This is a genomic window from Campylobacter concisus, assembly GCF_902460545.1.
GTDB classification, from domain to species: domain Bacteria; phylum Campylobacterota; class Campylobacteria; order Campylobacterales; family Campylobacteraceae; genus Campylobacter_A; species Campylobacter_A concisus_AE.
Genome location: NZ_CABPUE010000002.1, coordinates 15,244 through 35,005, shown reverse-complemented (window position 1 = coordinate 35,005; position 19,762 = coordinate 15,244). Strand labels below are relative to the sequence as shown.

Below are 19,762 nucleotides of genomic sequence, written 5' to 3'. Positions count from 1 at the left end.
TGTTTAATTAGTGTGTAATGAGTGATAAATTTTAGAAGCTAATTTACAATTAAGCTAAAAAATCTTTATAAATATAATAAAAGTACATCATGGAAACGTGATTACAGAGCGTTACAAGTTGTTTTTGCTTTGATCTATTGGGCAAAACTCATTAAGCATTTTTAATTTTTAAGCTCATAAAACATAAAACAGCCTATATTTGATAATAAAATGGCCAATTCTCTTGCTTATGAGAAAGGTGCTTAAAATTTAAGATCATACTGGGGCTCGTGCGTTAAAAATACATTAAGGCTTACGATAAATATAGTTCTTTTTATAATATAAAGAGCATTTGATAGCAATGCAAAAAATATTAAATACGTAATTAAAGAAAGCTCAACTTAAATAGCAAAAATAAAGGTTAAAATTTAAGCTCAAATATAAAACTAGCAAACAAGCTATTTCTTTGTATTTAGTTTTTGCCTATCATGTCAAGCTTAGCTTTGCAAGCATCTTTATACGGGCTTATAAAATTTGAGTCAGAGCACTCATTTAAATAAGACCTAGCCAACTTAAACTGCTTTTGTCTTATATAAATTTCGCTTATCAAATTTAAAGCGTGTAAGCGATCTTCTGGCTCAAGCTTCATGTTTAGTATAAATTTCGCCTCATCAAGTGCCTCACTTAGGTTATCTGTCTTTAGTGAAGCTTCTGAGTAGTTAAAATTTATCTTTGGCGAAAATGTATTTATCTTGGCTTTTGTTTGTAGCTCAAGAGCTTTTTTAGCATACGTTGTAGCTATGGCGTAATCATTACTTTTCATCGCATAGTCACTTATAGCTGTATATGCTTCGATGATCTTAAAGTCTTGGCCTCTTAGCTGCTCAATCGCGCTAATGGTTGAGATCGCCTCCGTAAAGCGTTTTAATGCAAGCAATGAGTAAAACCTGTCAAAAAGAGATGGTGTTGGATCTGAGTATTCGACTGATGAGCCAAGTGAAAGCGCGTCATTTGCGGCAATGATCGCATGCTCATAGTCTTTGTTTTTATATAAAATTTTGCTCAAATTTACCAGCCATTCGACTCTATCTTCTAAATTTTCATCCTTTGCATGAGCTTTTGCCAGCTCAAGTGCATCGTTGTAGCGGGCCGTTCTATAATAGCAGTTAAAGAGCTTAAATTGTGGTAATGAGATTTTATTTATATCGTAGTTTTCAAGTAAATTTATAACAGCCGTGCAATCATCTTTTATAAAATACTCTTTTGTAAGCTCTAGCGCAGCCTCATTTATCAGCTCCATTGCCTTACTTAAATTTCCATCTTTTGCCATGGTTTTGTAAGATAGTGCATCGGAGAATTTACGCTCTTTAATATCCAGCTCAAGCTCGCTTATTAGAGCCTTTTGGCTAATGTTTGTCCCAGCATATTTTTCAATTAGCTCTTTATATCTAGCATGAAGTGCAGTAGCATTTTTATCCTTTTCTTCAAAAAATAACCCATCTTTTGCTTTAGTCACCTCATCGATATAATCACCATATTTAAACTCTGTCTCATATCTATTTAAGTATTCGTATGCTTTTTTCTCATCTTTTGTTTTGGCTAGATTGAGTGCTAAATTTTTTAAAGCAACTTCATAAAAATCTTTCGTTCTATCGCTATTATTTATCAAGATTTCATAAATTTTAGCAGCCACATCAGGCATATCTTTACTTGCAAATGTAGTTGCAAGATTCATCGACTTTGTTGGGTTATTCATAAAAAATTTTTCATTCGCATTTGCGATTTTTAGTATAAATTTCTTTGCTTCATCAAATTTTTCTTTATCAATATTTGCATCAGCTAGGCTTAGTGCTGCTCTACTTGCAAGGTCGATGTCGTTTGTAGAGTAAAGCACTTTTTCATAGTCTTTTAGTGCCTCTTTTTGTCTGCCTATTTTATAGAGATAATCAGCGTAATCAAGTGCTGCAAGTTTTGTAAATTTTGAGTTTGCGTGCTCTTCGTTTAAGATATCAAGCATATATTTTGCATCACTTGCGATGCTATCTTTTAGGTAGGCTCTAGCGATTAGATATAGCACCTCTGGATAGTTTTCATCAGATGGGAATTTTCTGATCCAAGCCCTGCCTTCACTTACGATATCTTTTGGCTCAATCTCTTCAAACTCATTTTTTGTCTCAAAAATTTTATCAAGAGCCCTTAGGCGAAATAGTAAAAATTCACTTGAAAAAAGGCTATTTGGATGCCTTTTTATCGCTGTTTGAGTATCTTTTACTACATTTTCATAAGCGCCTTTTTCATAAGCTCTTTTTATACTTATGTAAATATCAATGTCATTACTATCAAGTCCAGCAATAGGGGCTTTGTTAAGATCAAGCGCTCCGATACTAGGATTTAGCATATCTTTAAAATTAGGTTTAAAATTTAGCCCAGACTTTCTCTTGCTATTTTCACTGAGCGAAGTATCTATAATGATGCTAAAGTGTTTTGAAATGGTTGTTTTTGGGCTATCTTGTACGTTTTGGCTATTATAAAGCTCAGTTTTTATATTTAGCAGTTTTGACGGTGCTTTTGGCATTATGACGATAAAAAGCTTGCCATCTTGCTTTTTATATTTTATATCCATTAATGGCAGTGTCGTATCTTCAATTTTGGGCAAAATTTCATCATCTAGCATGCATACATAGCGTTTGGTGTCGTAAGCTAAAATTTGCTCCACGCATTCAAATTCTTGCTCATCGCTTAGCTGAAGAACGCTATAAGGTTTATCACCATTTGCGCCGCTATTTAGGCTAAGATTAAAAGCGGTTAGATAAAGCGGAAAAAATAAAATAATTAAGAGCTTTTTCATGCCGCAATTATAGTTAAATTTTCTAAAATCCTGAAGCAAAGACAAAATGCTCAATAAATTCCAAAATCGCTCCAGAAAATAAAAATGAAAAGGCCGTTCCAGCTACTGCAATGCCAACAATTACTTTTAATGCCATCGAGATATTTGCGGTGTAGAGATTTTTATCTTTTACGATTGGCTCTTTTAGAAACATAAAGACGATTAGCTTTAAATAGTAATAAATCGCAATGGCAGAATTTATCATAATTATAACGCTAAGCACGACGTAATCAGACTTTATGAGCGATGAGATAAGCACCATCTTACCCCAAAAGACGCTAAAAGGTGGAATGCCAGCAAGAGCGATCATAAAAATTCCCATTATCACAGCGTAGCTTGGTAAAATTTTTATAAGCCCTGAAAATTTCTCAAATGGATGCTTAAAGCGCTTGTCCCAGCAGACCACATCGTCGCACCTTGCCACCCAGAGCATAGAAAATGCGCCCAAATTTGCAAACAAAAACATGATCCAGTAGAAAAACAAGGCGACATTTGCCTCGTGAGAATTTGCCACAAGCGCACAAAGCACGACACCAGCGTGAGCTATGGAGCTAAAAGCGAGCATCCTTTTTGCGTCTTTTTGCACTAGCGCCATGATGTTTGCAAGGCTCATCGTAAGCACGGCGATGATGTAGAGCATATCTTTTATCCATGAGATTTGTGAGCCCTCAAGCATCGCGAAAATTCTTAACGCAACGATAAACGCTGCCACCTTTGGCACGATCGACATATAGCCAGCAAGTGGGGCATTTGAGCCTTCATAAACGTCTGGTATCCATGTGTGAAAAGGTATGAGTGAGAGCTTAAAACCAATGGCTGAGGCGATGAAAACGCAGCCAAGCAAAATGATCAAATTTTGATTTAGGCTAAGATCTTTTATCACAACGCCGATACGAGCGATGTCTATTGAGTTTGTCGCTAGATAAAACATCGCTATTGCCATCGCAAAAAAGCCAGCTGAGAGCGAGCCCATAGCGAAGTATTTAATGGCAGCTTCTACGCTTTTTGCCTTGTTGTGAAGGGCGATTAGCGTATAGAGGCAAAGTGAGCTGATCTCAAGGCCTAAAAAGATGATGAGTAGGTTATTTGAGCTCACCATAAATAAAAATCCAGCTATCATAAACAAAAATAAAGCGTAATACTCGTAAATTTTATACTCAAAATACTCTTTTGTGCTAAGTGCAAGCGGGATAAAAAGGGCTGAAGCGATGAGGATGATGACTTGAGAAATGACCGAAACGCCATCAACCAAAAGCATATCCCAAAAGCTAAGGCTAAGACCATTAAAATCAAGTATTAGACCCAAATTTACAAATATTGCGATGATACAAAATACGCAGTAGAAATTTCTTGAAAGGTCTTTTTTTATGGTGCCAACGATTAAGATAAAAAGCGCAAAGATTATCATACTAAGCATCGGAGCAACCGAAGATAAAGAAATTTCTTTAAGGTCTAAAAAGGCTATTTCGTTCATAGTTTGCTCCCGCCATTTAAAGATGAAATTTTATCCTTTGTATCGCTATTTACGGCTCTAGTTTGCATTTTGCTTATGATATTTTGCACGCTTGGCTCAAGTGGTTTTAGTATCAAATTTGGTGCGATACCAAGAGCGATTATGAGCAAGCAAAGTGGCACAAGAGCAGCTAACTCTTTAAAATTTAGATCTTTTAGGCTTAAATTTTTCTTCTTACACTCGCCAAAAAATACCCTTTTATAAAGCACTAGCATATAAATAGCGCCCACGATGATGCTAAAGCCTCCAAGTAGCGCAAAGAGCTTGTTTAGCTTAAATACACCAAGTAGGCTCAAAAACTCGCCAACAAAGCCAATGGTTAGTGGCAGGCCGATACTTGCAAGTGTTGCTATAAAAAATACAAGCGCGTATTTTGGCATAACCTTAGCAAGGCCGCCAAATTCGCAAATTTCTTTTGTGTGAGCCCTCTCGTAGATGACGCCAACTAACAAAAATAGCGCGCCACTTACGATGCCGTGGCTTATCATCAAAAATATTGAGCCACCAAGGCCTATTAAATTTAGTGAAAAGATGCCAAGCATGATGACGCCCATGTGTGAAATGGAGCTATAAGCGATCACTTGCTTCATGTCGCTTTGTGCGTAGGCAACAAGGGCTGCGTAGATGATCATGATGATAGCTATGACGCAGACAAAGCCGCTTAAAATTAGGCTCGCATCTGGAAAAAGTGGAAGTGAAAATCTCACAAAGCCGTAAGTACCCATCTTTAAAAGCACGCTAGCAAGCAGCACTGAGCCGATAGTCGGAGCCTGTCCGTGTGCATAAGGTAGCCACGTGTGAAACGGAAATAGCGGAGTTTTCACACCAAAGGCAAAGAAAAACGCTAAAAATAGCCAAATTTGAGCACTTTGCCCGATACCAAGCTTGTACCAGTCAAGCAAGCTAAAGCTAAAGACGCCACTTTTTTGATAGCACAAATAGCCGATAAAGATGATCGCTACTAGCATAAAGACAGAGCCTAAAAATGTATAGATGAAAAATTTAATCGCAGCGTAAATTCTATTTTTACTACCAAATGCGCCGATGATATAAAGTAGCGGTATGAGGCTAAGCTCCCAAAAGCTATAAAACAAGATCATATCAAGCGCGCTAAAGACGCCCATCATCGTGCTCTCTAAAAAGAGCACGCTAATAATTAGATGTTTTAAATTTCCATCATCGCTAAGTGCGGCGATAGAGATGAAGCTCATAAATGCACTAAGTACGATAAGTGCTAGCGAAATGGTGTCGATGCCGATAAAATAGCTGATATTTAGGCTTGGTATGAGCGAGACTTGATGCGTTAAAACAAAGTCATAACCCTGAAAATCGATATTGATGCAGATAAAAATGGCTAGTAAAAGCTCTATGAGAGCGATGCTTGCTCCATAAAATTTTATGCTTTTATTTTCTATTAAAAAGCCAAGTATTGCGCTTATTGCAGGAAAAAGTATGATTACACTTAGCATTATTTGGCTCCGTTTAATAAAAATATAAAGCTTAAAAGCAAGGCAAATCCTGCGACCATAAATCTAAGCATGATGTTTAAGTCGCCACTTTGCATTTTGTTTGCTAAAAATGCAAATTTATTTAGCGTCGTTGCGACTAGATCGACACTACGATCGATTATCATCTCATCAATCTTTTTACAAATTTGTGATATCAATGCGTAGCCATTTATGAAAAATTTCTCATAAAATTTTGGGATAAAGTAGGCATTTTGCAAAATTTTATAAATTCTGCTCTCACAAATGCTCTCTTTAAAAATTTCTCTTTTATAGGCAAATACTGCAAAGCCAGTACTTGCTAGCACTAGGCTAAGTGTTAAAACGAGCAAGAAAATTTCGCTGCCGTGAGATAAATTTAGTGAAAAATCTTTTAAGCTTTTTTCTAAAAACTCACTAAAGTTGCTCCAAAAAAAGCCACTTATGGCTGAGAGAATTCCAAGTACACCCATGCCAGCTAGCATATAGTTTTTAGCTTCATGCGCGTGTTTCTCGCTCTTTGGCTTTGTAAAAAAGACGAGCATAACGAGCCTAAAGCTATAAAATGCTGTAAGTATCGCACCAAAGAGCAAAATGATCCATAAAAATTTATTCTCACTAAAAGCAACCTCTAAAATTTTATCTTTAGAGAAAAAGCCAGCAAATGGATAAAATCCAGCTAGCGCACAGCTTGCGATGATAGAAAGGAGTGCAGTTGGTTTCATAAATTTATAAAGTCCGCCCATTTTTTTGATATTTAGCTCATCATTCATCGCGTGCATGACGTTGCCAGCACATAAAAAGAGAAGTGACTTAAAAAATGCGTGCGTGACAAGGTGAAAAAGTGCGATCTTATAAGCGCCAAGGCCAGCAGCTACGAACATATAACCAAGCTGCGAAAGCGTCGAGTAGGCGACTATTTTTTTAAGGTCGTTATGCACAAGCGCGATGCTAGCCGCAAAAACCGCTACAAATGTGCCAAGGTAAGCGATAAAGTGCGATACTTCAGGCGCGTTTATAAAGATAAAATTTGCACGTATGACTAGATAGACGCCAGCTGTTACCATGGTCGCTGCGTGGATGAGCGCAGAAACTGGAGTTGGCCCCTCCATGGCATTTGCAAGCCATGTGTGAAATGGAAACTGCGCGCTTTTGCCCATGGCACCTATAAAAAGAAGTGTGGCGATGATACCTAAATTTAGCCCAGAAAAGTCGCTTCTAGCGTTAAAGACCTCACTAAATTTAAGCGAGCCAAAGCTATAAAATATATAAAAGATACCAACAAGCATGGCAAGATCAGCCACTCTGTTCATCACAAAGGCTTCGTTTGCAGCGACGTTTGCGCTAGGCTTTTTATACCAAAAGCCAATGAGTAGCCACGAGCAAAGTCCAACGCCCTCCCAGCCGATAAATAGCCCTATAAAGTTATCGCTTGAGACAAGGACATTCATGCAAAAGACAAAGAGCCCCAAGTAGCTAAAAAAGCGGTTAAAGCTCGCATCATCTCTCATGTAGCCAACCGAGTAGATATGCACGATACTTGCCACGATACCAACGGTGCTAAGCATAACAAGGCTAATGGCGTCAAGATAGAAGCCAAAATTTAAATTCAAACCGCCAAAATTTATAAACTCTTTTAGTGATAAATTTAGAGGCTCATCTATGCCAAGACTGGCTGCTAGCATGAGTGAGGCAGTTGTGCTAATTATCATTAAAAGTGAGCAAAAGATACCAAGTAAAAAATTTTTACTACTATGTGAAAAAAGTCCAGAAACGATAAAGCTAAGAAGCGGGGAAAATAGTGAAATGCAAAATAAAGTCATCCCTTAGCCTTTCATATTTGTCATCGACTCTAGGCTGATACTACCAGTCTTTTTATACCAAAGCACTAGTAAGCCAAGCCCCACAGCAACCTCGCTAGCAGCGATAGCCACTATAAAAAATGCAACTATCTGGCCTGTTAGGTCAAAGTAGTACTTTGAAATAGCAGCCAAGGCGATATTTGCTGAGTTTAGTAAAATTTCACTTGAAAAAAATAGCATGATCAAATTTCTTCTTCGCATTATGCCAATTAGCCCTATGACAAAGACCAGACTTGCAAGGATGAGGTAGTGAGTAAGCCCTATCATAGCATCTCCTCTAGCGTATTTTGAGTATTTAAGTCTTTATGTATTAAGATAATGCCAGCAACCATTGCCACAAGAAGCATTACAGCACACATCTCAAAAGCGATTAAATACTTGCTAAAAAGCAAAATTCCAATAGCCTCGATATTGCCAAGCTCGCTAGCAATGGGACTTAATCCATCAAATTTTGCACCATAAATAGGAGCTAAAAATATAAATATCAAAAGAAGTGCTATAAAGCTACTTAAAAGATAGATGGTGATCTTTGCTTTTTTGCTACTTTTTGGCTCACATTCTTTGCTACTATCAAAAAACATCATTGCAAATGCATATAAAACGACCACAGCACCTGTGTAGACTATTATCTGCACTACGCCTAAAAATTCCGCTCCAAGTAAGAAAAATATAGCCGAGATAAAGACCATGCCAGTAGCTAGCGCAGAGACTGCATTTAGTGCGTTTTTACAAAATACGCTAAAAGAAAAACTAACTAAAACCAAGGCGCTAAAAAGATAAAATGCAAAGCTCTCATACATCTTTTGCCCTTTTAAAATTTATACTACTCATCACTTTTTGTCTCATTTTTATTTTCGCCTATAAATGTATTTGGCGTCTTTTTAATTAAGCTATCAGCATTTTTAGGAAGTGCTCCGTATCCTTCAAACTCGCTTTGATCTTTTAAAAATTTATCCTTTGTCAAAAACTCATCTTTTGTGCCAAATATAATCCTGCTTTCACTTGCGACTTCGTACTCTTGCCCGCAGACTATCGCAAGCTCAGGGCAAACATCAGCGCAAAATCCACAATACACGCATCTACTTAAATTTATCGAGTAACTTGCGACCTTTTTGCGGCCATCTTCGCCAAGTGAAGTCTTCATTGAAATGCAGTTGCTAACGCAAATTTTCTCACATAACCCACATCCAATGCAACGTTCATTTTCACTTTCAACAAATTTCAAAAGCTTGTGAATACCCCTATATCTAGCGTTTAGCTGCATCTTTTGCATAGGATATTTTAAAGTATGTGACTTGCTAAAGAGCATCTGCTTTATCGTGACTTTTAGTCCGATCAAAAGATCAGGCTTAAATGTGATAGCGATGAAGTGCTTAAATTTATCAAATGCACTCTTTGGCTTTAACTTTTCATCTATTAAAATATATTTTTTCTCACTCATTTTTCGCCTTAGATTAGTAGCATAAAGCCAGTGATTACGATATTTAAAATTCCAAGCGGAAGCAAAATTTTCCAGCAAAATGCACTTAACTGATCAACTCTTAAATGTGCCCATGAAGCCCTTACCCAAAGAAAAAAGAAAAAGACAACGCTTGATTTTAAGATAATCATCAAAGCACCTGGGATAAATAAAAATTCGTTAAATCCTCCTAGGAACAAAAGCGTAATAATGATGCTAGCAGCGATCATGTTTGTGTACTCGCCGATGAAAAACATCGCCCATCTCATGCCGCTATACTCGGTGCCATAGCCTGCCACTATCTCTGTTTCGTTTTCTGTTAAGCAAAATGGTGTTCTATTGCACTCCACAAAGCTTGCTATTAAAAAGAGCAAAAAGGCAAGGGGCTGCTTGAATATAAGCCAGCCAAAAATTCCTTTTTGATAGTTGTTTATATCCACAAGTGAGAGTGAGCTAGTTACCATTACGACGCTTAAAAGAGCCATGCCAGCGACTATTTCGAAACTAAGAAGTGAGACTACTGCGCGAGCCGCGCTAATTAGTGCAAATTTATTATAGCTTGCAAGACCTGCTGCAAGTGGAGAGAAGACGCAAACTGAAGCAACGCCAGCGATGTATAAAATACCAACATTTATATCTGAGAGAATCGGACGTAATGTATGTCCAAAAATTTCAAACTCAGGCAAAAACGGCACAGGTGCAAGCGCTGCAAATGCGGCAATAGCTGATATTAGTGGAGCTATTAAAAAGATAAATTTATTCGTATTTGCTGGTACGATGTCCTCTTTTGTAAAGAGCTTTATCATGTCAGCTACTATCTGCAAAATTCCAGCAGGTCCTACCATATCAGGCCCCACGCGGCGCTGCATGTAGGCTAGTACCTTTCTCTCAGCATAAGTTGCAAGCCCTGCAAGGCTTGCCATGACGGCTAAGATGACCACAGCTTTAACGATAGTGCTTAGCACAAAAAATAGTGTTTCACTCATCTTTTGCCTTTATGATTTTAACTGCGGCGTAGCTTTTGCCATTAAATATAACGCCCACATCAAGCTTATCGTCATAATCACCTAAATACGCAGCGACTCCACCAAGCTCACTATCAAGCTCCACGCAAATGGCAAGCTTGCGCCCATCTTTTTCTAAAATGACCGCTTCATTTTGTGAAATTTCAAATTTAGCCATAAATTCGCTACTTGCATAAAGCTTCGCTCTTTTGGCTGTTTGTGTGGCATAGTTTGCAAAAAATGATGGCAAATTTATAGGATTTGCAAGATTTATAAGTGCCTCGTCATCTTTTAAATTTATGCTCTTGCTATCTTTTAAAAGTGGCTCTATATCATCATTTGGCGTGAAATTTGAAATTTCAAGCTTATAGCCTCTGTGACTTGTGCCGTCGTTTGCGTAAAAATTTTCTAAATCATCAAATTTAATGCCTTTGTAACCCTTTTCTTTTGGTAAATTTGGCGTGTAATCAATCGTATTTTTAGTCATTAGTCCAAGTGCGTTTGCGATATCGTTTAGAAAATAACCTTTGTGCGGTATCGCCACATTTGTTGGCACTAAGGCGTTATTTATGCTTGTAAATGTGCCTTCTTGCTGATTTAGCGCGCTAGCATCAATGTCACCTTCAAAAATACTAAATTTATAATCGCCATTTTCGTTATAGCCAAGCGTATTGCCAGGCTTTTTCTCGCTTGCAAGAGTGCAAATTTTAGCAACGCCAAGTGAGTTTGTGCGTGGTGGTATTAGCATCACACGAAACGGCGTAGCTCTTGCGATCACTCCAGTAAGTGCGGCTAGTAAATTCGCATTTTCATCCGTGTAAAAATCGCTTCCTAAAATGAGCGTAAATTTGCTTTTGCCCTCGCTTAAAGCCGGTACATCTAAGCCAAAATTTTCATCAAAATTTTCAAGCTTTGATGTAAGTGCGCTAGGTAAATTTTCACCCCAGTTTTTAAGTATAAAAAGTAAAATTTGCTCTAATTTTCCAGCTTCATGTGCTACATAGATAAAATTTTTAGAATATTTTTTAACGATCTCATCGGCTATGTGATGAAAGTAAATTCCAGCTGCTTTGTTCATTTTTAAAGCGTTATTTAACTTAAAGCTTGTCACTGGACTCTCATGCCTTAAGAAACTGCCAGCACTGATGATAAAATCGCTTTTTTTAATATCTTCATAGTCTGCATTATATGAGCTAAGCCCACTAAATTCGCTAAATTTATTTAAAAATTTTTGATAATTTAGCGCCTCATTATTTATTAAATTTAGATCAAATTTCTCTCTTAAACGCTCTAAAATAAGGGCCTCTTCGTTCGTGATAAAGCTATTAAATTTTATATTTTTGATCGCGCCATTTTTAATATTTAAAACAATCTCTTCAAATTTTTCTTCATTTTTACAGGCAAGCTCGTTGTGAAAGTCATAACCAAACCTAGCTGCTCCACTTACCTCACCAAATGTAAAATCATTGCTGATGCGGTAAATTTGCTTACTTCTGTCGCTAGTGCTCTTTTCTTTTACGTCATAGTAAATTAGCTCGCAGTCGCTTTGATGTGGATTTGCTGCTGGGATAGGGTTTAGCTCCCAGATATTTGTGCTATATTGAAAATGCGAACTAATAAGCGCTCCAGTAGGGCAAACGCTGATACACTCGCCACAAAATGAGCAGTCAAGACTCTCGCCCACGCTTGGACCTATTAGGCTTTTTTGCATCTTACTAAAAACTGCGTAGGCATCTTTTGGCATACTCTCTTTTAGCTCTTTTGGCACTTCAACGCCCCTTGGTACGGTCTTTAGCGCACTCTCGCCGATCCTATCTTTACAAACAGTGACACATCTTTCGCAGACTATGCAAAGAGCTGGATCGTAGTTGATTAGCCCCCATTTTTTATGCGGTTTGTGCGTGTCAGCGATGGCAAATTTTTGTTCATTTACTTTTAGACGTGTGGTTAAATTTTGTAGTTCACATTCGCCACTTTTGTCACAAACGCCACATTGAATCGGATGATTTACGCAATAAGTCTGCATGATTGCATTTCGCTCGGCAGCGATTTCTGGCGTGTTTGTATAAATTTGCATATCCTCTTTTGCTTTGGCATTACAGCTATAAACTACTTTGCCATTTGCCTCGACCATGCAGAGCCTACAAGCAAGAGTTGGTGAGCAGCCGCTAAGATAGCAAAGAGCTGGGATATAAATTCCATTTGCTCTTGCGATATTTAGGATGCTCTCGCCTTCATCTGCTTCTAAAATTTGATCATTTATGCTTATTTTCATTTACTAACTACTACTTGTTTAAATGCGTATCCATCAAACTCTTTTGCGCCAAATATCGCAACTGTGCCTTTTAGTGAATGGTCTAGTTTAAATTTTGCCTTCACGCTAAAATCTTTTGCTTTAAGCTCTAGCATATCGCCATCCTTTGTCTTTGCTACGATACCAAATTGCATGCCTCCTACGATCTCATCGCTTGCGTTTTTGTTTAGATAGACGACCGCTCCGTCAAAATTTTCAAGCTCTTTTAGCTCGTCTATTTTGTGATAATCATTAAATTCTTTCCTGCAACCACCAGCTAAAACGACATTTTTGCCTAAAATTTCAAGTAGCCAAAAGATCGCATCTTTATCTGGATGAGTAAAAAATGAATCATCAATAATGATGTTTTTAACGTCCTTTATCCACTCGCCGAGCTCTTCAAATTCCTCTTCGCCAACATTGCACTCGCCACTTATCAGCCCATCATCAAGCTCGCTAAAAAACTCATCGCAAGATAAATTTGCGTATTTGCAAAGAAGAGCTAAGACGTAGCTTATTGAGCCTATTTCGCAGCGGATTAAATTTTCGCCGCCAAGCTCGTTATCTTCGATGCAAGAGATGTATTTAAACTCGTGCTCTTTTATCTTGTTTGCTAAATTTTTATCGCTCAAGCTTAGCAAATTTGCGATATTTAAGCTTTTGCCTGCTATTAAATCATTAAATTTCATATCTTGCCCTTTTTTATGGTTAATACCCAATCAACTTGGTTAAATTTAAGCGAGTTCATCACTTCGCAGTTTAGATTATAGGCTAAATTTACAGCCTTTGTCACACCACTAAAATCGCCTATCTCAAATAAAAATATAATCACTTCATTAGGCTCGCTAGCCTTTATCTGCTGTCCAAGAGCGCTCAAAAACTCACTCTTTAAGTGCCTAAGATCGACCCTTCTCATCTATCGACCTCTCCTAAGATGATATTTGTGCTACCAATTATCGTAGCGACGTCAGCAATGTACTGGCCTACCAATAAATCTTCATAAATAGCGCAGTGCCAAAAGCTTGGCGTGCGAATTTTTAGGCGGTACGGGCTTGCGCTGCCGTCTGAGTTTATATAAATTCCAAGCTCACCCTTTGGTGACTCGCTAGCAAAGTAAATTTCACCCTTTGGTGGCTTTAATCCCTGAGTTATCAGCACAAAATGCTGCATTAATGAGTAGTTTTGGCTCATTATCTGCTCTTTTGAAGCGCTCACATACTCTGGCGCGTCGGCGATGATAGCGGGGCTGCTTGTCTGATACTTGCTAACACACTGCTTTAAAATTTTCACGCACTCGCGCATCTCTTTCATATAAAGTAGATATCTCGCGTAGCAGTCGCCCTTTGTGGCGTAAGGCGCGTCAAATTCTAGCTCGTCGTAGATGAGATATGGCTCTTCTTTTCTGATGTCGCGCGCGATGCCACTTGCTCTTAGCATGACGCCAGAGCAGCCGCTACTAAGGGCTAGCTCTTTGCTAACTACGCCCACATCAACAAGTCTTGCTTGCCAAATTCTATTTTCACTTAGCAGATCTTCATAAAGCGTGATGTCGCTTGGAAATTTCTCGCAAAATTTAAGCAGCTCCTCGCACCAGCCATCAGGCAGATCAAGCGGCACACCACCGATCCTTATCGAGCTATGCGTTAGCCTTGCGCCGCAGTATTTTTCTATTAGATCAAGGACGTATTCGCGCTCTCTAAATGCATATAAAAAGACGCTCATAGCGCCCACATCAAGGGCGTGCGTAGCTAAAAACAAAAGGTGTGAGCTGATGCGGTTTAGCTCCAAAAGCATCACTCTAATGATCTGCGCACGGCGAGGCACTTCTATAGCACAAAGCTTCTCCACAGCCGCGCAAAATGCGTAGTTATTCGCACTTGATGCTATGTAATCGACCCTATCAGTCACTGGGATAAATTCCTGATAGGTCATATTTTCAGCCATCTTTTCAACGCCTCGGTGCATGAAGCCAATCTCTGGCATGGCACGCACGACCTTTTCACCATCAAGCTCAAGCACGAGTTTTAACTGACCATGTGCGCTTGGGTGCTGTGGGCCAAAATTTAGTATCATCTTGCCGTCATTTTGCTCAAATTCTAAATTTTCAAAAAATGGTTTTAAGCGGTTTGGTGACTGGCTCAAGGTCTTTCCTTTACTATTTGGCTCTGACTAAATTTAGCCTTTTTGACAAATTTTACGCCGCCATCTTCTTGATACTCGTACTCTTCGTTAAATACTCTTGAAAATCCAAAGGTATCTTTCTCTTCAATATAAGCTGGATCGCGGTTCTCTTCGCCAATTTGCTCTCTAAACTCGCTTCCAAAAATTTTATCCACCTCGTACCATTTGGCAGCTTCATCGCCAGTTAGCGGATAGCTCTTTAAGAGCGGGTGTGAGTGCCAGTCATCAGGCATGATGAGACGTTTTAAATTTGGATGATCTTTAATGAGAACGCCGCTTAAATCATACATCTCGCGCTCAGCCCAGTTCGCGCTTTTATAAAGCTCGCAAACACTTTTTAACATTTCATCCTTTTTTACAAAGCATTTTACACGAGCGCGTCTATTTTTACTGATACTAAGAAGCTGATAAAAGACTTCATATCCGCCTTTTTGACTTGTGAAATCAAGCGCTGCGAGCTCGCTAAGCTGTTCATAACCAAAGCTTTTTAGTGTCTTAAGAGCTTTAAAATTTTCACAAGAATTTACATAAATTATAAGCTGATCAAACTCCACATAGCTAGATAAAATTTCTACTCCGTTTTGCTCTAAGATGGCTAGCTCTTCATCAAATTTAGAACCTCTTACCTCATATTTTGGCGTCTGCTTTTCTATGTAAAATTTCTCTTTGTAATACTGTTTTTTTTGCAGATCATTCTTTGGCTTATACTCTCTCATATCTCAAGCTTTCTTGGCTTTTGCGCTCTAAATGCACTTTGCTTTCTTATCTTTTTTTGAAGCATCATAAGTGCGTATTGAAGCGTCTCTGGACGTGGGGCACAGCCTGGGATGTAGATATCAACTGGTATTATCCTATCTACGCCTTGAACGGTTGAATAGGTGTTAAACATGCCGCCAGTGTTTGCGCAGCTACCCATCGAGATGACCCACTTTGGCTCAGGCATCTGATCATAAAGACGCCTTGTAAACTCAGCGTGTTTTTTAGTTAGAGTACCAGCTATGATCATCACCTCTGAGTGTCTTGGACTTGCCCTAAAAATGGTGCCAAATCTATCAAAGTCATATCTGCTAGCGCCACTTGCCATCATCTCGATCGCACAGCAAGCAAGTCCATAACTAAGCGCCCAAAGTGAGTTACTCCTGCCCCACTGCACGAGCTTATCAACGGTTGTTAAAACGACTGGCAAGCCACCATTTGCAGCGTAATTTATCTGATGCTTTGCCATTTAAAGACTCCTTTTTGCCAAGCATAAGCAAAGCCGATAAGTAAAATCGCCACAAAAAGCAGCATTTCAATTAGTCCAAAAATTCCAAGTAGCCTAAAATCCACCGCCCACGGATACATAAAAATGACCTCAACATCAAACAAAATAAATAAAATTCCATAAAAAAAGTAGTGGATATTTATCTTATTTGGCTGTTTTACGGTGGTTGGACCACACTCATAAAAGCCAAGTTTTAGACGCTGTGTATTGCAGTTGGCTAGTTTTTTGCTTATTTTTGAAGATAAGAATGTTATTAAACAAAATGAACAAGTCGCTAGTAAAAGTATGATAAATGCACCAAAATAGGTACTTTCAAGCTCTGAATGTGACATACTTTGCCTTTTTTAATTTTTAAGATTCTACTAAATTTAAATTTATTTGAGCTTGAAACGGCTTAAGAGTAGGGTGAGTATTGTGCTTTTGTGTAAAAATTACTCCTATTTTATCTTCTCAACCGCATCTTTTGCAGCACTTATTCGCTCGCTCTCGTCTAGCTCACGCACAAAGCCATCTTTTACTAAAATGATCCTAGTTGCTACATCAAAGTAGCTATCATCGTGGCTAACAGCAATTATGCTGATGCCTTTACTTTGTAAAAATGGCAAAATTTCTTTATAAAATTTTCGCTTAAAGAGCGGATCTTGATCGGCCGCCCATTCATCTAGGATAAGGATAGAGCGGTGCTCTAAAATAGCTATTAAAAGACTTAGGCGCTTTCGCTGGCCTGTTGAGAGTTGCGTGGTACTAAGCTTATTATCTATGACACTTACTTTTTTGTCGATCTCAAGTAAGGCTAAAAGCTCGTCTATTTCGCTTTGGCTAGCAAAGCCATTATGAGAGAGCGTTTGCGAAAATAGATAAAAATCAGCAAAAATAGCGCTAATCTTTGCCTGATAACTTTGTAAATTTCTTTCATCTATCTTTGTGCTATCAAGGTAAATTTCGCCACTACTTGGGCGCATTAGCCCGCAAAGTAAATTTATAAGCGTACTTTTGCCGCTACCATTTTTACCGATGATAAATGTTATCTCATCGCGTTTGATCTCTAAATTTACGTCTTTTAGGCTAAATTTGCCGTGAGTGTAGTTGAAATTTATATCCTTTAGCCTAATGCTTCGCCACTCGTCACTTAGGCTATCATCAAATTTAAAGCCTTCCTTAAATTTATTTAGATTTAAACTCATGATCTTTTCTAAACTCACTTTTGCGCTAAGTGCGGCTGGTATGGAGCCAACCATACTCATAAACGAACCTCTTAAAAATAGTATCGTAAGACTTATGCTAAGCGCAGTTTGTAGGCTTGCCCAGTCAAATGCCACGCACAAAAATACACAAAGTCCGACTGAGCCAAGCAGCATAATGTTTGTAAAATTATCACTTAATGCGTGATAAATATCGGCCTTTACCATATTTTGGCGTTTTTTGTCGCCTGTAAAATTTAACTCATCAAAGCAGACACTTGCCCTTGCTCTATTTAAACTAAGCTCTCTATGCCCCTCTACAATATCGTCGTAGTGTTTTTGCAATGCGTCATCTTGAACTCTAGAATGCTTAAAATAAAGATGAATTTTTTTCATAAAAAGTGTATTTATAAAAAGAGTCGTACCGATCCAAATGGATAAAAAGATAAAAATTTTTGGAGCGATTACACAAAGGTAGATGCTAGCGCAGACGATAAAAACTAAGCTTTGTATAAAGCCAGTAGCACTCATAAAAGCAAATGTGATCGTTTTTATGTCATTGTTTAGACTAGCTATGATCTTTGCCTTGCCGATCTCATTTATCACGCTATTTGGCGTATCTAAAATTTGCTTTACACTTTGATATCTTAGCTCGTAGATAAATTTATGTCCAAAATTTGTAAGCGATATATTTGCGGCGATGGCGCTTATAAAAAATAAAAGTAAAACTGCTATAAAATTAATGGCAAGAATCGGGTCAAATTCTTTTAAATCTACAAGCTCATTATTTATAAATGAAAGGGTCCAGACACCAAGTCCGCTAAATACTAGCGTTAATAACACTATTTTAGAAATTTGGTAGATATTTTTTTTGATTAAATGTGCAAGCATTACATCGCAGCTCGTGGCTGAATGATATTTGGCTCATACTTTTGTTCAGTGTTTTCGCTCATTATACGAAGCACCTTGCTTCGTTTTATCTTCGCATCGTCCTTAAATATAGCACGCACTTTGTCCATACCAGCATAAAAATCACGCATAAGCACGATGCAAATATATTTGCCAAAAAATGTCGGCTTAATAATGCCATTTTCTTCGTATATTGCATTTACAAGCTTAAGCAAGCTAAGCTCCATAAATAAGGCCTTGTTAATGTTTGTGTTATTTTCATAGTTATATCTTTTAATATCAACCCCACCATCAAAAAGCCTTGTTAAAAATGTGTATTTAAGTCTCTCTTTCTTGCTAAAACCACATTTTGCAATGACTGGGCTTTGCCTATTTTTTATCCTTTTGCCGTATTCAAGTAGATTAAACGCATTTATTACAAGCTCACCGTTAAGAAAACTAAATGCTCCACTGCCAACGCCAAGATACTCTAAATTTGAGCCAACATATTCGTCGCGAAGGTCGGCACTTTTTTCGTTTGAAAATGCCCAAGCATTGCTTTGTTTGTAGTTACTTTTGCTAAATTCTTCAGTGATTATCTCATAAAATTCACGCTCATTATCTACGTTTGAAACACCAAGCGAGCGAGCTATATTCTCTCTTGTTAGCTCTGATTTCATGAGCGGATAGAAGGTAATCTGCTGCGGAGAGATCGATTTTGCAGTATTTATGTCATTTATGAGCTGCTCTTTTGTTTGATTTGGCAGGTTAAAGATGAGATCAAGGCTAATGACTGGAATTTTGCCAAGAGCGAGCTCAAGCTTTCTTTTTATCTCCTTGGCTGAGCCAAATTTTTCATATCTGCCAACTCTTTTTAACGTTTCATCATCAAAGCTTTGTACGCCAACGCTTAGTCGATCAATTAATCCATCAAATCTAGCTAAACTCTCGGGTGAGATGTGATTTGGATCGCTTTCTGCCGAAATTTCATCTATACTAAAAAGCTCTTTTGCAAGCTTAAGCGTCTTTTCAAGCTCAGGTTCATTTATAAGCGTCGTGCCACCACCAACATAAAGTGAATCAAAGTCAAATCCAGCTTCTTTAACCTGCCTCATCTCCTCACGTAAATTTTCAAAGTAAACTTTTGCAAGCTCTTGCTCATAGTGATACTTATGAAACGAACAGTATGGACAGAATGTGTGACAAAATGGCACATGTGCGTAGAGCATATACTTTTTGTCTTTTTTGGGAGTTTTGGTGTAGGTTGTGGTTAAAATGTCTATATTAAATTCATTATATAGTGATCTTTGAATAGAATTATGAGCGTAATTTACGGCAAAATTCTCGACAATATTTTTAAAGATCATAACTAATCGCCTTAAATAAGTTTGGTTTTAAATTGATGCGTTAGGATAGCTAACTTTTAATAAATTTAGCCTTGTGCTAAAGAAATTTTTAGCTTAGCCAGATAAATTTGGCCTATAAATTTTAATTTTTTAAGTCTGCAAATTTCACATATCGATCAAATTTTAGCCCCAAAGCTTAAGGAAGTTACTCCTTGGCTCTTGAGATAATTTTGCTTGCATCTAGCTCAAATTTTACTCCATCTTTCGTCTCTAAATAATAGAATTTACCTAAAGTTGAAAGAGCTTTGATGTTGTAAAGTTTTATAACTTCATCATTTTTTTCAAAATAAGTCACACATTCTCTTTTAAATAGCTTAACGCTTGCATTTTCTTCTTTTTGCACTGTGTTATTGCTATCTAC

17 protein-coding genes and 1 pseudogene are annotated in these 19,762 nt (G+C 37.9%); all 18 read right to left on the bottom strand.

The features are described 5' to 3' along the window. Positions 1-451: 451 nt before the first annotated feature. Complete coding sequence (locus FZ949_RS01970) at positions 452-2,827, bottom strand: tetratricopeptide repeat protein (RefSeq protein ID WP_087586780.1); 2,376 nt, start codon at positions 2,825-2,827, stop codon at positions 452-454. Positions 2,828-2,849: 22 nt separating this feature from the next. Next, a complete protein-coding gene (gene nuoN / locus FZ949_RS01965) occupies positions 2,850-4,340 on the bottom strand; it encodes an NADH-quinone oxidoreductase subunit NuoN (protein ID WP_087586761.1) in 1,491 nt (496 codons plus the stop codon). Continuing rightward, a complete protein-coding gene (locus FZ949_RS01960; RefSeq protein ID WP_148790060.1) occupies positions 4,337-5,848 on the bottom strand; it encodes an NADH-quinone oxidoreductase subunit M in 1,512 nt (503 codons plus the stop codon). Before FZ949_RS01960 ends, nuoN begins: the two co-directional genes overlap by 4 nt. Beyond that, on the bottom strand, positions 5,848-7,686 hold the full coding sequence (nuoL, locus tag FZ949_RS01955; RefSeq protein ID WP_148790059.1) for an NADH-quinone oxidoreductase subunit L: 1,839 nt from the start codon (positions 7,684-7,686) through the stop codon (positions 5,848-5,850). The genes FZ949_RS01960 and nuoL overlap by 1 nt, the downstream gene beginning before the upstream one ends. Positions 7,687-7,689: 3 nt before the next feature. After that, complete coding sequence (nuoK, locus tag FZ949_RS01950; protein ID WP_087579446.1) at positions 7,690-7,992, bottom strand: NADH-quinone oxidoreductase subunit NuoK; 303 nt, start codon at positions 7,990-7,992, stop codon at positions 7,690-7,692. Next, positions 7,989-8,525 carry an NADH-quinone oxidoreductase subunit J gene (locus FZ949_RS01945; protein ID WP_148790058.1) on the bottom strand — a complete coding sequence of 179 codons (537 nt, stop codon included), beginning with the start codon at positions 8,523-8,525 and terminating at the stop codon, positions 7,989-7,991. The genes nuoK and FZ949_RS01945 overlap by 4 nt, the downstream gene beginning before the upstream one ends. Before the next feature lie 23 nt (positions 8,526-8,548). After that, on the bottom strand, positions 8,549-9,166 hold the full coding sequence (gene nuoI, locus FZ949_RS01940; RefSeq protein WP_103580284.1) for an NADH-quinone oxidoreductase subunit NuoI: 618 nt from the start codon (positions 9,164-9,166) through the stop codon (positions 8,549-8,551). A gap of 8 nt (positions 9,167-9,174) precedes the next feature. Further along, entirely contained in the window at positions 9,175-10,170 is a 996-nt protein-coding gene (gene nuoH, locus FZ949_RS01935; protein ID WP_107953922.1) for an NADH-quinone oxidoreductase subunit NuoH, read from the bottom strand. After that, positions 10,163-12,463 carry an NADH-quinone oxidoreductase subunit G gene (locus tag FZ949_RS01930; protein WP_148790057.1) on the bottom strand — a complete coding sequence of 767 codons (2,301 nt, stop codon included), beginning with the start codon at positions 12,461-12,463 and terminating at the stop codon, positions 10,163-10,165. The genes nuoH and FZ949_RS01930 overlap by 8 nt, the downstream gene beginning before the upstream one ends. Beyond that, complete coding sequence (locus tag FZ949_RS01925; protein ID WP_103580241.1) at positions 12,460-13,170, bottom strand: hypothetical protein; 711 nt, start codon at positions 13,168-13,170, stop codon at positions 12,460-12,462. The genes FZ949_RS01930 and FZ949_RS01925 overlap by 4 nt, the downstream gene beginning before the upstream one ends. Beyond that, the gene (locus FZ949_RS01920; protein ID WP_103580240.1) at positions 13,167-13,397 is read right to left on the bottom strand and encodes an NADH-ubiquinone oxidoreductase subunit E family protein; all 231 of its coding nucleotides are present in this window, start codon (positions 13,395-13,397) and stop codon (positions 13,167-13,169) included. Before FZ949_RS01920 ends, FZ949_RS01925 begins: the two co-directional genes overlap by 4 nt. Continuing rightward, entirely contained in the window at positions 13,394-14,623 is a 1,230-nt protein-coding gene (gene nuoD / locus FZ949_RS01915) for an NADH dehydrogenase (quinone) subunit D (protein ID WP_103580239.1), read from the bottom strand. The genes FZ949_RS01920 and nuoD overlap by 4 nt, the downstream gene beginning before the upstream one ends. Beyond that, positions 14,620-15,378: an NADH-quinone oxidoreductase subunit C gene (locus tag FZ949_RS01910; RefSeq protein WP_103580238.1), complete on the bottom strand. Its 759-nt coding sequence runs from the start codon at positions 15,376-15,378 to the stop codon at positions 14,620-14,622. The genes nuoD and FZ949_RS01910 overlap by 4 nt, the downstream gene beginning before the upstream one ends. Next, positions 15,375-15,887 (bottom strand): NuoB/complex I 20 kDa subunit family protein, encoded by a 513-nt coding sequence (locus FZ949_RS01905; RefSeq protein ID WP_012001120.1) that lies wholly within the window; start codon positions 15,885-15,887, stop codon positions 15,375-15,377. The genes FZ949_RS01910 and FZ949_RS01905 overlap by 4 nt, the downstream gene beginning before the upstream one ends. Beyond that, a complete protein-coding gene (locus FZ949_RS01900; RefSeq protein ID WP_103580236.1) occupies positions 15,869-16,258 on the bottom strand; it encodes an NAD(P)H-quinone oxidoreductase subunit 3 in 390 nt (129 codons plus the stop codon). Before FZ949_RS01900 ends, FZ949_RS01905 begins: the two co-directional genes overlap by 19 nt. A 105-nt stretch (positions 16,259-16,363) precedes the next feature. Next, positions 16,364-17,998 carry a cyclic peptide export ABC transporter gene (locus FZ949_RS01895; RefSeq protein WP_148790056.1) on the bottom strand — a complete coding sequence of 545 codons (1,635 nt, stop codon included), beginning with the start codon at positions 17,996-17,998 and terminating at the stop codon, positions 16,364-16,366. Then, positions 17,998-19,362 carry a coproporphyrinogen III oxidase family protein gene (locus FZ949_RS01890; RefSeq protein WP_103580234.1) on the bottom strand — a complete coding sequence of 455 codons (1,365 nt, stop codon included), beginning with the start codon at positions 19,360-19,362 and terminating at the stop codon, positions 17,998-18,000. Before FZ949_RS01890 ends, FZ949_RS01895 begins: the two co-directional genes overlap by 1 nt. Positions 19,363-19,546: 184 nt before the next feature. Further along, positions 19,547-19,762, bottom strand: a pseudogene (locus FZ949_RS01885) (hypothetical protein); the annotation flags it as partial.

Coding starts and splice junctions, on each gene's coding strand:
- FZ949_RS01970 (WP_087586780.1), bottom strand. CDS start 2,827: ATGAAAAAGCTCTTAATTATTTTATTTTTTCCGCTTTATCTAACCGCT.
- nuoN (WP_087586761.1), bottom strand. CDS start 4,340: ATGAACGAAATAGCCTTTTTAGACCTTAAAGAAATTTCTTTATCTTCG.
- FZ949_RS01960 (WP_148790060.1), bottom strand. CDS start 5,848: ATGCTAAGTGTAATCATACTTTTTCCTGCAATAAGCGCAATACTTGGC.
- nuoL (WP_148790059.1), bottom strand. CDS start 7,686: ATGACTTTATTTTGCATTTCACTATTTTCCCCGCTTCTTAGCTTTATC.
- nuoK (WP_087579446.1), bottom strand. CDS start 7,992: ATGATAGGGCTTACTCACTACCTCATCCTTGCAAGTCTGGTCTTTGTC.
- FZ949_RS01945 (WP_148790058.1), bottom strand. CDS start 8,525: ATGTATGAGAGCTTTGCATTTTATCTTTTTAGCGCCTTGGTTTTAGTT.
- nuoI (WP_103580284.1), bottom strand. CDS start 9,166: ATGAGTGAGAAAAAATATATTTTAATAGATGAAAAGTTAAAGCCAAAG.
- nuoH (WP_107953922.1), bottom strand. CDS start 10,170: ATGAGTGAAACACTATTTTTTGTGCTAAGCACTATCGTTAAAGCTGTG.
- FZ949_RS01930 (WP_148790057.1), bottom strand. CDS start 12,463: ATGAAAATAAGCATAAATGATCAAATTTTAGAAGCAGATGAAGGCGAG.
- FZ949_RS01925 (WP_103580241.1), bottom strand. CDS start 13,170: ATGAAATTTAATGATTTAATAGCAGGCAAAAGCTTAAATATCGCAAAT.
- FZ949_RS01920 (WP_103580240.1), bottom strand. CDS start 13,397: ATGAGAAGGGTCGATCTTAGGCACTTAAAGAGTGAGTTTTTGAGCGCT.
- FZ949_RS01910 (WP_103580238.1), bottom strand. CDS start 15,378: ATGAGAGAGTATAAGCCAAAGAATGATCTGCAAAAAAAACAGTATTAC.
- FZ949_RS01905 (WP_012001120.1), bottom strand. CDS start 15,887: ATGGCAAAGCATCAGATAAATTACGCTGCAAATGGTGGCTTGCCAGTC.
- FZ949_RS01900 (WP_103580236.1), bottom strand. CDS start 16,258: ATGTCACATTCAGAGCTTGAAAGTACCTATTTTGGTGCATTTATCATA.
- FZ949_RS01895 (WP_148790056.1), bottom strand. CDS start 17,998: ATGCTTGCACATTTAATCAAAAAAAATATCTACCAAATTTCTAAAATA.
- FZ949_RS01890 (WP_103580234.1), bottom strand. CDS start 19,362: ATGATCTTTAAAAATATTGTCGAGAATTTTGCCGTAAATTACGCTCAT.